9 protein-coding genes are annotated in these 13,339 nt (G+C 71.5%); 1 reads left to right on the top strand and 8 read right to left on the bottom strand.

Annotation, left to right across the window (positions count from 1 at the left end):
- Positions 1–96: 96 nt before the first annotated feature.
- Both OHS70_RS03820 and OHS70_RS03815 read right to left on the bottom strand, forming a co-directional pair.
- Complete coding sequence (locus OHS70_RS03820; RefSeq protein WP_328393630.1) at positions 97–354, bottom strand: hypothetical protein; 258 nt, start codon at positions 352–354, stop codon at positions 97–99.
- A 704-nt stretch (positions 355–1,058) separates the two neighbouring features.
- Positions 1,059–2,129 carry an ATP-dependent DNA ligase gene (locus OHS70_RS03815; RefSeq protein ID WP_328393628.1) on the bottom strand — a complete coding sequence of 357 codons (1,071 nt, stop codon included), beginning with the start codon at positions 2,127–2,129 and terminating at the stop codon, positions 1,059–1,061.
- 52 nt (positions 2,130–2,181) lie between these two features.
- On the opposite strand from OHS70_RS03815, the gene ligD reads away from it, so the two are divergent.
- Positions 2,182–3,207: a non-homologous end-joining DNA ligase gene (ligD, locus tag OHS70_RS03810; protein WP_328393626.1), complete on the top strand. Its 1,026-nt coding sequence runs from the start codon at positions 2,182–2,184 to the stop codon at positions 3,205–3,207.
- 407 nt (positions 3,208–3,614) lie between these two features.
- Here ligD and OHS70_RS03805 read toward each other — a convergent pair whose 3' ends face one another.
- From OHS70_RS03805 to OHS70_RS03780, 6 genes are all read right to left on the bottom strand, one after another.
- Positions 3,615–4,775 carry a cytochrome P450 gene (locus OHS70_RS03805; RefSeq protein ID WP_328393624.1) on the bottom strand — a complete coding sequence of 387 codons (1,161 nt, stop codon included), beginning with the start codon at positions 4,773–4,775 and terminating at the stop codon, positions 3,615–3,617.
- Complete coding sequence (locus OHS70_RS03800) at positions 4,772–6,232, bottom strand: class I adenylate-forming enzyme family protein (protein ID WP_328393622.1); 1,461 nt, start codon at positions 6,230–6,232, stop codon at positions 4,772–4,774. The genes OHS70_RS03805 and OHS70_RS03800 overlap by 4 nt, the downstream gene beginning before the upstream one ends.
- A gap of 380 nt (positions 6,233–6,612) precedes the next feature.
- Complete coding sequence (locus OHS70_RS03795; RefSeq protein ID WP_328393620.1) at positions 6,613–7,377, bottom strand: glycosyltransferase; 765 nt, start codon at positions 7,375–7,377, stop codon at positions 6,613–6,615.
- Entirely contained in the window at positions 7,374–8,396 is a 1,023-nt protein-coding gene (locus OHS70_RS03790; protein WP_328393618.1) for a 3-oxoacyl-ACP synthase III family protein, read from the bottom strand. Before OHS70_RS03790 ends, OHS70_RS03795 begins: the two co-directional genes overlap by 4 nt.
- A gap of 151 nt (positions 8,397–8,547) precedes the next feature.
- Positions 8,548–10,758 carry an OmpL47-type beta-barrel domain-containing protein gene (locus OHS70_RS03785; RefSeq protein ID WP_328393616.1) on the bottom strand — a complete coding sequence of 737 codons (2,211 nt, stop codon included), beginning with the start codon at positions 10,756–10,758 and terminating at the stop codon, positions 8,548–8,550.
- A complete protein-coding gene (locus OHS70_RS03780) occupies positions 10,755–13,244 on the bottom strand; it encodes a ThuA domain-containing protein (RefSeq protein WP_328393614.1) in 2,490 nt (829 codons plus the stop codon). The genes OHS70_RS03785 and OHS70_RS03780 overlap by 4 nt, the downstream gene beginning before the upstream one ends.
- Positions 13,245–13,339 lie beyond the last annotated feature (95 nt).

Below are 13,339 nucleotides of genomic sequence, written 5' to 3'. Positions count from 1 at the left end.
TGCCGGCGGCGACGCGGCGGGCCGAGCGAAGGGCCGCCCGAACGGGGGCGGCCCCTGGATCGCCGGAGCGATGGCCGCGGCAGCGGGAGGGGGGTACTACCAGCCGCGGCCGGGCTTCACCGTCAGTCGCGGGTTGTATGCGGCCAGTACCTTGTTCGCCCGGGCCAGCGTGGACAGCGCGTGCTCCCGGTCCGCCCGGTCCTCGGCACACAGCGGGCCACGGAAGCGGTACACCTCGCGCGCCGCGCACTCTGCTTCGATCTCCGCCTGGAGTACGTGTGCCGGCATGCAGGAGCCGATCAGTACGGCGACGCGATCGGGGATCGGCACGGGGATGAGGGGGGAGGCGGTCACGGCTTGTCCTTCTCTGCTTCTCTGCTCCACCCCTCCATTCCTACTGAAGGGGCTTCCGGGTCTGTCTGCGGGGATGTCTCCGTGCTGCAACCGTTCTCGGATCATCCGTGCTTCTCGTCACCTTGCCGATCGCGTCCCGATCGGACTGGTCAGGGAGCCCGGAGTCGTACGAGATGCGCAGTGCACGCCTCGCCGCGCCGGCTGCCTGTGGCGGCACCGCCGACATACCTTACGCGAACGCCGGCCAGGACCTCGCACCGGTGGTGCTCCGGAGCCAGGACGGCGACGGCTGCCGACGTACCGCCAAGTCACCGCGACCGCAAAGGCGTTGACGGTCGCCGAGCTGGAAGCGGGCGGCCGGGTCGCGATCATGTCCCGTACCCGCTACGAGTGACCGTGCTCGACGTCGTGACCCGGGCGCCGGGCGGCCGGATCGTTCCTATGTGCGCCGCATCCTACGCCGACCAGGGCAAATAGCACTTTCAGGACAGTCCTGCCGGTCGCCTGGTCGCCGAGAACCATGAGCACACCGGCACTGTGGCCACCGCCACACCGCATCCTGGCGAACCTCCCCCGTCCGCAGGTCCGGCGGCGGTGCGCCGGACCACCCTCACCGTGCTCGGCCGGGCGATCCCCGGCCGGACCGAGGGGTTCCAGGCCGTGTCGGACACGGCTCAGCGGCGGAGGTCACCGTGACCGGCCGTTCACCCGCCCGGAGCCGACAGCACCTCGGACAGGTCGTACCGCACCGGCTCCTCCAGCTGGGCATAGGTGCAGCTCGCGGCCTCACGGTCGGGCCGCCACCGCCGGAACTGCGCGGTGTGCCGGAACCGGTCGCCCTCCATGTGGTCGTAGGCGACCTCCACCACCCGCTCGGGCCGCAGTGCCACCCATGACAGGTCCTTCTTGCCCGACCAGCGGCTCGGCGCGCCCGGCAGCCGGGCACTCTCGTGGGCGCTCTCGTCCGCCCACGCAGCCCACGGGTGACCCTCCGGCGGATCCATCCGCAGCGGCTCCAGCTCCTCGACCAGCTCCTCGCGCCGCTTCGCCGAGAACGCGGCGCACACGCCGATGTGCTGGAGGGCGCCCGAATCGTCGTACAGGCCCAGCAGCAGCGAACCGACGATCGGCCCGCTCTTGTGGAAGCGGTAGCCCGCCACCACCACGTCGGCCGTGCGCTCGTGCTTGACCTTGAACATCAGGCGGGCGTCAGGGCGGTACGGCAGATCGAGCGGCTTGGCGATGATCCCGTCGAGGCCTGCGCCCTCGTACTGCTCGAACCACTGCTGGGCGAGTGCGACATCCGTGGTGGCGGGCGCCAGATGGACGGGCGGCCGGGTCCCGGCCAGTGCCTCGGTGAGCATCACCCGCCGCCGGTCGAGCGGTGTGTCGAAGAGGGAGTCGTCGCCGAGCGCGAGCAGATCGAAGGCGACGAAGCTCGCGGGCGTCCGCTCGGCCAGCATCCGCACCCGCGAGTCTGCGGGATGGATGCGCTCGGTGAGCCGGTCGAAGTCGAGGCGGCCCTCATGGGCGATGACGATCTCGCCGTCGACGACCGACCGGGCGGGCAGCTGGGTGCGCAGTTCGTCGACCAGTTCGGGGAAGTAGCGTGTGAGCGGCTTGCCCGTACGGCTGCCGATCACCACCTCGTCGCCGTCCCGGTGCACGATCGCCCGGAAGCCGTCCCACTTGGCCTCGTACTGCATCCCGGGCGGGATCTTCTTCACGGCCTTGGCGAGCATCGGCTTCACAGGGGGCATCACCGGCAGATCCATAGGGCGATTGTCCGGTATGCGAGGACTCTCGGCACGGCCTACGCTGGCGGGCATGGCCGCAGCGGTGGAACTGGAAGTGGGCGAGCGGACCGTCCGTGTGTCCAATCCCGACAAGGTGTACTTCCCTGAGCACGGCTACACCAAGCTGGACATGGTCCAGTACTACCTGGCCGTCGGCGACGGCATCACCCGCGCGCTGCGCAACCGCCCCACCACGCTGGAGCGCTACCCCGACGGCGTGACCGGCGAGTCCTTCTTCCAGAAGCGCGCCCCCAAATACCTCCCCGAGTGGATCCCCACCGCACACATCACCTTCCCCAGCGGCCGGTCCGCGGACGAGATGTGCCCGACGGAACCGGCCGCGGTCCTGTGGGCGGCCAATCTCGGAGCTGTCACCTTCCACCCGTGGCCCGTGCGACGCGACGACACCGACCATCCGGACGAGCTCCGCATCGACCTCGACCCGCAGCCCGGCACCGACTACGCCGACGCCGTGCACGCCGCCCACGAACTGCGCGACGTGCTCGACGGGGCAGGTCTGCGCGGCTGGCCCAAGACCTCCGGCGGACGCGGTCTCCATGTGTTCGTGCCGATCGAGCCGCGCTGGACCTTCACCCAGGTCCGGCGCGCCGCGATCGCCTGCGGGCGGCAACTGGAACGCCGCATGCCCGACCGGGTGACGATCAAGTGGTGGAAGGAGGAACGCGGGCAGCGCATCTTCGTGGACTACAACCAGACTGCCCGCGACCGCACCATCGCGTCCGCCTACTCGGTCCGCCCCCGCCCGCACGCCCCGGTCTCGGCACCGCTTCGCTGGGACGAGATCGACGACGCCGTGCCGGAGGACTTCGACATCAAGTCGATGCCCGCGCGCTATGCCGAAGTGGGCGATGTCCACTCCGACATGGACGACCAGCGCTTCGGCCTGGAGAGCCTGCTTGAGTTGGCCAACAAGGACGAGGCGGAGCACGGACTGGGCGATCTGCCGTACCCGCCGGAGTACCCGAAGATGCCGGGTGAGCCGAAGCGCGTCCAGCCGAGCCGTGCCAAGAAGGACGACGCCGAACCCGCCGAGTAGGGACAGGGCCCGCGCCGACGCTCCGGAAGAGCCCGCCCCTCGACGGCGAGGTCACCCGGGAGCCCCCGGCCCAGCGACCGGTCCCGCCCGGACCCGGACGGGAGCCGTGGAGCGAGGGCGCCGAGCACCTCGGGACGAGCGCCCCGGCGTCCGGCCCGCGCCGGACGGTGACACTTCCGTACCGCCGTGGGTCGGCCGGCTTCCGGGCGGGCGGAGCCCAGCCCTGGGCCGGACCGCGCATCACGAGGACGACGGTGTGGGCGAGTCGGCCCTGCGCACGGCGTCTCAGAGCCGGTCGCCCGGCCGCCGCCGCGGCCGGGCGTGTCCGCCGCGGAAGCCGGCAGCACCGGTCACAGCGATGCGGCGTCCGTCCGGTCATCGGAGGGTCTCCGGGCGGTCGGAACCGGTCAGGCCCGCAGGAGCGGACGGCCGGCGCGTACCGTGAGGGTCCGCCAGCTGGGCAGGGCCGCCCTGCGGTCGGCCTCGGCCCGCACCACGACCGGGCGGTACGGCGCCAGGGCCTGGAGCACATCGGCCAGCTGGACCCGGGCGAGCCTGGCCCCCGGGCAGGTGTGCGGCCCCGCGCCGAAGACCAGGTGGGCGACGTCGGGAGCGGCGGGACGCCGGGCGTCCGGTGCGCTCCGGTGGGCGCCGACGGCGTGCCGGGTGACCAGCAGGAGCCGGTCACCGGCGCGCACCGGGCAGCCACCCGCCGCGCCGTTGGCCGCGGCCACCCGGGGCAGCAGCGGAGAAGCGGCCGTGATGCGCAGCAACTCGTCGGCCAGGGGCCCGCGCAGGGCGTCGTCCGCGGCCTGGTCCCACAACTGGGCGTCCGCACACCAGGCAGCGGCCCGGGGCAGCGCCGCGACCGTGGTGTTCACGGCGGCGACCGCCACCATCGTGGACAGCGCGTCGTCCCCGACGGTGCCGAGCAGCTGCCGCAGCCGAGCCGCCGCCTGCGCCGCCTCGGCCCGGGCTCCCCGGCGGGGCAGCCCCGGCAGCTCGCTGCGGACCGAGGCGGCGGCGGCGTCGGCGGCGGCAGCGGCCACGGCGGACGGGGACGCGCCCGAGCCGGTCAGCGCGCAGACGACCGAGCCCGAGAGCTCCCGGGCGAGCGCGACGAGGTCCACCTCCTCGCCCGTGGCCAGCGGTTCGAGCCGTCGCACGAGCAAGGGCTGCCACACCGCCCGCAGTCGCTCGACGCCGAACGCTCCGAGATCCCTCGCCAGACCACGTCGCCCGGACCGGTGTTCGTCGCCCTCCTGGTCGAACAGCATCCCGCCGTAAGGCTGTTCAGCCGGGCCCAGCGCGGACCGTGCCGCCGCTCCCGTGGTTCCGGCCGCCGTACGGTCGAGAGGCAGGCGGGTCAGCACCTCGCGGTACGCGTCCGCGTCGTGCACCAGCAGCGTGCGTCCGATCCGGAGCACAGGGCGGCGGCGGGCGGCCGCGAGGAGAGCGAAGAGGACGGGGTGACTGCGCAGATACACCTGCCGGTCCCGGCGCCGTGCCCGCGCAACGCCGGTGCCGCCCGCGGCCGGCACCGGATCCTGACGAACGGCGGCACTCATCGGAGACGTACCGCCGCGAGCTCTGCCGTGGCCTCACGGTCCGGCTTGCGTGAGCGGCCGGACAGCGGGACGGGGGCGAAGAGCAGCGCGTCGGGCCGCGCGGAACCCATCCGCCGCATCGGGTCGGCGAGCGCGGTCCGCAGCTGCTGCTCCGTGTAACCGGGCCGGGGCTCGACGACGGCGACGAGCCGTTCGTCGCCGTCGCCCGCGGGCACACCGACGAGCACGGCGAGTTCCACACCCGGCACGTGCAGGGAGGGTTCGTACAGGCCCGGATAGATGTTCTCGGCGCGGCGCAGCACCATGTCCTTGCAGCGGCCCTCCAGAACGATCCGCCCGGCGGCGTCCAGGTGCGCCCGGTCGCCGGTGCGCACCCAGGGGTCCGGGTCGTCGCCCAGGCAGCGGTGCCGGGCCGCGGCCCCGGCGAGCAGCAGCTCGCCCGCGTCGTCCGTCCTGGCCTCGACGCCCGGCAGCGGCGCGCCGACGAGATCGCCGGCGCCGTCGTACGCAGCCTTCTGCCTGGACTCGACCGCGGCGGCGGGGAAGAGTTCGGTGAGCGCGTACACGCCCCAGGCCTCCGCAGCGCCGGCCTTCCGTACGCGGTCGAGCAGTTCGGCACTCGCAGGCGCCGAGCCTGTCCACACCCGGCCGGTGAAGGGGGCCCCGGCGCGCAGCGCGTCCCTGAGCTGAGGTGGAGTCAGATAGGTTCCCTGGGGCCGCAGTCGGTGCAGCTGCCGGGAGAGGACCCGGGGCGAGCGGGCCGGGAGTGCGACCGGTGCGCCCTGTGTCAGAGCCGGCACGAGGACGAAGAACGTACCGCCGACGACGGGTTCGTCCGGGTGCGCGGAGAAGAGGGCGCGGACCGTGTCCATGCCGGCGGACAGACTGGAGCGGGTGTGCACGACCGCCTTCGGGCGGGATGTCGTACCGGACGTGAAGACGATGACCGCGTCGCCGTCACCGTGGTCGGTCACCGGGATGCGCGTCCCTGCCGCTTCGAGCGCGGGTGCACAGCCGGGCAGCCTGCGGCCCACTGTCGCGACCGGAGCGAGCTCGGCCAGATCGGGCAGCGTGAGGCGGGCCCGCGCTGCCAGTGGCCGGGCCCAGCCGGCGACCGCCTGTGCGGTGGCATCGGCCAGCACGAGCGAGGGTCGGGCGAGTGAGAGCCGAGAGCGCAGCACGTCCGGGCCGGCGCCGGGATCCAGCACGGCGCCGCGCAGTCCGAGCCGCCACAGGGCGAGCAGGACGGCGAGCGCCCGAGGGCCGGGACGCACCGCGACGCCGACGGTGTCCCCGGTGCGCAGACCGCGTGCGTACAGCGATGAGGCGTACGCGTCGGCAAGCCCGGCGAGTTCACCCCGGGTCGCCCGCACCCGGCCATGCCCGGTCAGCGTCGCGCCGAGCACGGCCGGCCGTTCCGGGGCGGAGCGCAGCGCGTGGTCGAGAAGGTCGAGCATCAGGAGCCATCCACGGGTAGGTGACGGTGGGCGGGAGGACGAAGCCGGAGCGAGGCCGGGCGAGGGCGGCGAGAGCCGAGGCGGGGCCGGCCACGCCGCCACCGGCCTGCGGACCGCGGCCGCCGACCGGGAGCGACGGGCGCACCGCGGCCCGGCCGCCGGCGGACGGGCGATCCCCGAAGGCAACGGCGCGCACGTCCCGCAGGCAGGGGGTCCGTTCGGACCCTGCGGCGCGACGGCGCAAGCGAGGGGCTGGGCCGTGCGGCGTACGGCCGGGGCGCGCCGGCGACCCCGAAGGGCCGAGGCGCGCGACGGTCCGCGCACGGATGGTGCGTAGGAGCTGGGACGCCGTGGCGCAGGCGCTGCGCGGCAGGGACGACTCAGCGGGGGTCGTCCCCGCGCCCGCCGCTGCCGCGGTCCAGATACCAGCGGGCCGTGCCCCTGATGCCGTAAGCGCCGAGCCGGCGCGTGGAGTTCTCCACGACCATGGCCCGGCAGTGCACGATCCGGTCCGTCTGCCGCCGCACCCGGTTGAGGAACAGACGGTCCGTCGGCGACGGCCGCCGGGGCATGCCGCCCGCGGCGAGGTACAGGCCGGCGGTGATCGCCATGTTGTTCCCGGCGTGCATGCGGTACGGCGCCAGGTAGCCGTTCCTGCGGGCATGGGCGGGCCTGAGCCGGCCGAACAGGGCGGCAAGCCGCACCAGAAGGGCGAAGCCGGTGCGGCCGAGCGGCCCGTGTTCGTCATGCCGTGCCACGATCCGGCCGCACACCATACGCGGCTCGGCGAGCGTGCCCCGGTCGGTGAGCGCGGCACGGGCTGCGGCCGTCCAGCCGGGCCGTGGCAGACAGTCGGCGTCCGTGCGCACCAGCAGGGTCGCACCCCGGACGATCGCGTACCGGAACCCGGTGTCGACGGCGCAGCCCACACCCTTCACGGGCTCGGCCAGCACCTCGACGGGAAACGGCGCGCACCCGGCGAAATCCCGGGCGATGGCGCCCGTACGGTCCGTCGAGGCGTTGTCCACCACGAGAAGTGTGAAGTCACGGTCCTGCTGGGCGGCAAGGGCGCCGAGGGTACCTGCGAGCCTCGCCTCCTCCTGGTGCGCGGGCAGGATCACCCACATCGTGCCGTGGCCCGTCACGACTTCTCCCAGATCATCGTCATGATGCTGATGCCGCCCCCGAGGCCCACGAACAGCACCCGGTCGCCGGGAAGCAGCTCCTCGTACGCCTTCTCCAGCTGGACCCCGATGCTCGCGCTGGCGATGTTGCCCAGTTCCGGGACGGTGATCACCAGCTTCTCCGCCGGTACTCCGGTCAGTTCGGTGAAGCGTTCCAGATACGGCACAGTCACCTGGTGCACCAGCACCTTCGCGAAGCAGCTCCAGTCCAATCCGTTGCGGTGCAGCGTGCGTTCGACGACCGAGGTGCCCGTCTTCTCGAAGACGCCGCGCAGTTCGTGGCCGTCACCTCGGAAGTACGTGTGGTCGTCACCGCGCGGATGCCGGGAGCCGCCGCCGGGGATGCCGCCGACGTCCCAGTGCTCCGAACGCGTCTCGGTGTCCACGTCGAGAATGCCGCCGCGCTCCACCGCCTCCAGGACGACCGCCGCGCCCGCGTCCCCGAAGGTGTAGCCCGCGAAGCCGTCGCGGAACGCCGCGAGGTCGGCGGGCGCCCGCCGTACCGCACGGCTCGGGGTCTCACCGGTCACGACCAGGGCGCGCCTGGCCCGGCCGGCCTGGATCATGACGCGGGCGAGGTCGATCCCGTTGATGAAGCTGTTGCAGGCGTTGGTGACATCGAGGGCGTGTGCATTCGAGCCGAGTTCGGCCTGCACGATGTGCGCCGTGGCGGGCTCGACCATGTCGCGCGACGCGGAGGCGAAGAGCAGCAGGTCGATGTCGTGCGGGTCGAGCGACGCTGCGGCCAGCGCCCGGCGGGCGGCGCGTACGGCGAATGTCGACGCGTGTTCGTCGTCGGCGGCGACGCGGCGCGTGATGATTCCGGTGGCCTGGGCGAGCAGCGTCGGCGGCAGGGTCCTGCCGAGTCCGCGCGCAGCTTCGTGCAGCAGGCTCTGCGATGTCAGCACCGCGTCCGGCAGCGCGCTGCCGACGGCGGTGATTCCGACCCGCGGACGCGGATCGCTCGTCTGTTTGAGCATGTGCTGATGGTTTCAGGCCATGATCAGCCGGACCTGAGTACGGCGGCTCAATTCCCGGTGTCCGAAGGTGAGTAGGGGCGCGGATGGCGGCACGCGAAGAAGGCCGGGCACCCCTCTCGGAGGGTGGTGCCCGGCCCGGCTTCGTATCCGCTCACAGCTCCTTGATGCGGATGTTGCGGTACGAGATCACATCGGTCGTACCGTGGACCTGGAGGCCGATGTAGCCGGTGGCGTAGCGCCGGCCGTCGGTGCCCGGGTCGTCGGCGCGGGGCGGGGTGAAGACCTGGCCCCCGGCGTTGTCGAACTCGTTGATCAGGACGCCGTTGCGGAACACCGAATAGTGCTGGCCCTCCACCCTGATCTCGTAGTCGTTCCAGGTGCCCTTCGGGGTGACACCTGCGCCGCCGAGCCCGACCCGGTCGAAGCCGTAGACCGAACCCGTCTTGTACATGTCGCCGTCGGGCCGGTCCAGTACCTGCACCTCATGGCCGTACTTGATCGCGACCCACTCGGGACGGGACTCCTCCGGGTTGTTGTGGACGTACGGGAAGCGCACGAAGACACCGCTGTTGGCGTTGCCGGTGCCGGGGGCGTCGTCGCGCCACTGCAGTTTCAGCGAGAAGTCCCCGTACTGCCGCTGCGGGAACCACAGCATGCCGAGACCGCCCTTGGTGGTGCCGCTGGTCATCGACCCGTCGGCGTTCAGGCCGAACGAACCGCCGCCCACATGCTGCCACTTGGCGAACGAGCCCGGCGTGCCGTCGAAGAGGTCGCGATAGCCGGCGTTCTGCCCCGGCTTGCCGAGACCGGACTGTTTGGCGGCCCGGTAGATCTTCTTGTGCTCACGCTGGTCGATCACACCGTCGGCGAGCAGTCTGTCGAGCACCGCGTCCACGTGCTTGAGGAACAGAGCGTGTGAGGACCAGTCCTTCTCGTCCTCGATCAGCTCGTTGACGGTGCAGCGGCTGCGGGTCATCCGGTTGGGTACGCCGGTGTCCACCGCGCCGACGACGACGGTCAACCGCTCGTCGAACTCGGGGCAGTTGGGCGCGGGGACACCGCCGCCCTCCGCGATCGTGAACGACACGCTCTGTGCGGCGGCGGTGTTGCCGGCCTTGTCCGTCGCCCGGTACAGCACCGTGTGGTGGCCGACCCGGTCGACGATCACCGGTGTGGTGTAGGCGAGATACGGGCCGCCGTCGAGCGAGTACTCGACCTTGTCGAGACCCGACCCGGTGTCGGCCGCCACGACCGTCACCTTGGCGCTGGTGATGTACGCGCCGTCGGAGTTCTTCTCGCCCGAGACGCCTGCCGTCATCTCCGGCGGCGTCGTGTCCTCGGCCGGCGGCTCGACGACCGTGAAGTCGACCGACTTCTCCGCGGCCGCATTGCCGGCCTTGTCGGTGGCCTTGAACCTGACCTTGTGCGAGCCGGTCTCGTGCACCATCACCGGTGAGGTGTACGGCTGCCAGGCGCCGTCCGCCCCGATCGCGTACTCGATGGTGTTGACGCCCGAGCCGGTGTCGGAAGCGGTCACGGTGACCGTCGCCATCCCCAGATACCGGCCCTGCCCGTCCTTCTCGCCGCTCACCGTCGCCGAGGTCTCCGGGGCGGTGGTGTCGTCGGTGGGCGGGGCGGCCACGGCGAAGTCGACGGCCTTCTCCGCCGCGGTGTTGCCCGCCTTGTCCATGGCTCGGTAGCGGATTCGGTGCGTGCCCACCTGGTCCACGACCACGGGGGTCGTGTAGGCCTGCCAGGGGCCGTCCGCCCCGATCGCGTAGTCGATCCTGTCGACACCCGAGCCCGCGTCGGTCGCGCCCACGGTCACGGTGGCCTGGCCGATGTACGCGCCGTCCGCGTTCTTGTCGCCGTCGAGCCTGACCGTCGTCTCGGGGGCGGTGGTGTCCTCGCCGCCGCCCTCGGTGACGGTGAGGACGCCCTGCATCGCTCCGTGGCCGGGAATCGTGCACTTGAACAGATACCGGCCGGGCGTGAGCGTGACCTCGGCGGTGTGCCGGCCGCCCATGTCGTCGTTCGGATTGGCCAGGATGTTGAGCGGCACATCGTGGTTGTACTCGGGGTCGGACAGATCGAAGGTCAGCGTGTGCGGCATTCCGGTGGTGTTGCCGGTCGCCCTGCTGTTCTCGAACACGATCGTGGTCGCGCCCGCCACCGCGGTGGTGGGGAACGACAGATAGCGCTCGATGGAGTCGCCGGCCGTCCAGGTCAGTACCTGGGCGGCGGCCGCTGCCCGGTCGTCGTCGGTCCTGCCGTACGCGGCGGCGGAGGTCAGTGCGAGGACCGACACCACGGCGGCCACAAGTGCCGTCCAGAAAGTCGCCGTTCTGCGTCCGAGTCTCACCGGTCCGCCGCCTTCCTTGCCAGCTGGTCCGCGGCCGGGGTCGCCTCGCCGCCCTTGTAGGTCACGTGCCACAGCGCTGACCTGGAGTCTGAGGTGAAGAAGCCGCGCCCGTAGTCCAGGACGTACAGCGAGCCGTCCGGAGCGAACTTCCAGTCCATGAGGTTGCGGATGCCGTCGGCCCCCACGGGGATGATCTTCTTCAGGGATTCGGCGTGGACCGGGAGGCCGCCCTTGCCCACGGTCCTGGGATCGGTGAGCACCGCGTGCCGCGGCTGGTCGCCGTCGTAGAAGTCACCGACGAACCACTTCCCGTCCCAGTACGACGGCCACTTCACGGTGCTGGTGCTCGCCGCGTCGTAGCGGTGGACGGGACCGTTCATGGTGGCCTGGCCGCCGCCCTTGAGCCAGGGCAGCAGGAGCTTCTGCTCCTCCGTCCTGTAACTCGGGATGCCGTTCGCGTCCCGCGGGTAGTCGACCCCGCCGCCCTGCGGCGAGTACCAGATGGTGTTGGAGGTGACGGGCGGCAGATTCACCAGGCCGTCGTTGTTCGGGGACTCGTTCTTCGGCGCGTCGCAGTTGTACCAGCCGAGCGGCTTGGCGGGATCCGGCAGATTACGGTCGCGGTAGGGCTGCTTGTTGCCCATGCAGTACGGCCAGCCGTGGTTGCCCGCCTTGGTGATGGCGGCGAAGGTGTCGTACTTGGCCGGACCCCAGGTGGTCGACGGCGCACCGGCGTCCGGGCCGACCCAGCCCGCATAGAGGATGTCGGTCTTCTTGTCGACAAAGATGCGTGCCGGGTTGCGTACGCCCATCACATAGATCTCGCCGCGGGTCTTGCCGCCGCCCTCGTCCGGTTCCTGGCCTGTGAAGAGGTTGCCCTCCGGGAGCGTGTAGGTGCCGTCGACCTGCGGATGGATACGCAGGATCTTGCCGTTGAGATTGTTGGTGTTGCCGGCGGTGCGGCGCGCGTCGGCGAACGACACGCCCTTGAAGTTCGGCTCGGGGTTGTTGCCGGAGTAACCGCCACTGAAGCCCGAGGAGTTGTTGTCACCGGTGGCGATGTACAGATTCCCCTTGGAGTCCCAGGCCATCCCGCCGCCCGCGTGGCAGCAGCTGTGGATCTGCACCGGCCAGGCGAGCAGCACCTTCTCGCTCGCCAGGTCGAGCCGGTTGGTGGCGAGATCGAGGGTGAAGCGGGAGACCCGCCGCTCGGCCATGTGCGTGTCCCGGTTGATCCGCGAGTGCGGTGTCCAGTGCAGATACACCCAGCCGTTGGCCATGAAGTCGGGGTCCAGCTCGATGCCGAGCAGCCCTTCCTCGACCTTGATCAGCTCGTCGCCGCCGCCCTTGTTGCCGAACACGGTCAGCGCCCCGGCCTTGGTGACCTTCCCGGACGAGGGGTCGTAGACGTGGATCTCACCCTCGCCCTTGCCGATGTCGGGGTTGTTCCAGTCGGTGACGACCGGCTTGCTCGAGTCGGCGCCGCCGCGGCCGATGTACAGCACTCGCCCGTCGGGGGCTGCGACCAGGCCGTGGGGCTCGCCGATCTGGTCGTTCTGCCCGGGCTGGTTGGGCCGGGTGACGCGCTCGGCGGTGTAGTTGGCGTTGATGGTCGCCTTGCAGTCCGCCTGGGAGAGCCGGGTGGTCCAGGCGAGTGCGCCGCGCAGATGGTCGCGGAAGTCCGTCTCCGTGAAGCTGTCGGCCGTACCACCCATGCCGGTGTAGAAGGAGCGGCCGCCGTCGTAGTCACGGCACCAGGAGACCGGATGGTCCCAGCCGTTGGCGCCGGTGCCGGGGGAGTACGAGCTCTCCTTGACGCGGGCGACGGTGTGTACGCTCCCCGACGGGTTCACCGCCCAGTTGAACCACCTGTCGGGCCGCTTCCACTGCAACGGGAGCAGCTTGGTGGCCGGGTGCTGCCGGTCGCCGACCTCGACGGTCGCCCGCTGGACGGCACTCGCGGCGCCGGCCGGCCGGGCTCCGATCAGTCCGGTGAACCAGTCCGAGTACGGCTCGGTGCGCGCCGCGTCATGGATGCCGACGAAGCCGCCGCCCGCCTCCAGATAGGACTCGAGTCCGGCCTCCTGCTCGGGGTCGAGCACATCCCCGCCGCCGGTCAGGAACACCACCGCGTTGAACTTGCCGAGCCGTCCGGCGTTGGTGAACACAGCCGGGTCGTCGGTGGCTTCGGTCTTGAACCGGCCTGTGGCCGGGCCGCTCTGCCCGATCGTCTCGATCGCCGCGATGCCGGCGTCGACGGTGGGCGACTCCTCGGTGGCCGAGGCATGGAAGACGAGCACCTTCACATTCGCCCCGCCGGGCGGCGAGGGAAGGGACAACGTTGTCGGCGGATCCGGGTACGGTCTGGCGCTGGCGACACTGCCGCCCAGCAGGGAGGCCGTCAGTCCTCCGACACCAAGAAGGGCCGCGAGTAAGCCCTTCCGGGATCTCGATCGTGTCGACCTGCGGTGTGGTGCGCGCTGCATGTGGTCACTCACCCCTCTGTGGTCACAACAACAGCCGCTGAAGCTAGACCTCTTTTCGCGGTTCGCCAATAGGCGGGACCGCAATGGCACAAACT

This window comes from Streptomyces sp. NBC_00390, from assembly GCF_036057275.1.
Classification (GTDB): domain Bacteria; phylum Actinomycetota; class Actinomycetes; order Streptomycetales; family Streptomycetaceae; genus Streptomyces.
This window is presented reverse-complemented; position numbering and strand designations above follow the sequence as displayed.

What these genes read in the sequence shown, in the direction of transcription:
- OHS70_RS03815 (WP_328393628.1), bottom strand. Translation starts at nt 2,129, where the DNA reads ATGGATCTGCCGGTGATGCCCCCTGTGAAGCCGATGCTCGCCAAGGCC.
- ligD (WP_328393626.1), top strand. Translation starts at nt 2,182, where the DNA reads ATGGCCGCAGCGGTGGAACTGGAAGTGGGCGAGCGGACCGTCCGTGTG.
- OHS70_RS03805 (WP_328393624.1), bottom strand. Translation starts at nt 4,775, where the DNA reads ATGAGTGCCGCCGTTCGTCAGGATCCGGTGCCGGCCGCGGGCGGCACC.
- OHS70_RS03800 (WP_328393622.1), bottom strand. Translation starts at nt 6,232, where the DNA reads ATGCTCGACCTTCTCGACCACGCGCTGCGCTCCGCCCCGGAACGGCCG.
- OHS70_RS03790 (WP_328393618.1), bottom strand. Translation starts at nt 8,396, where the DNA reads ATGCTCAAACAGACGAGCGATCCGCGTCCGCGGGTCGGAATCACCGCC.
- OHS70_RS03780 (WP_328393614.1), bottom strand. Translation starts at nt 13,244, where the DNA reads ATGCAGCGCGCACCACACCGCAGGTCGACACGATCGAGATCCCGGAAG.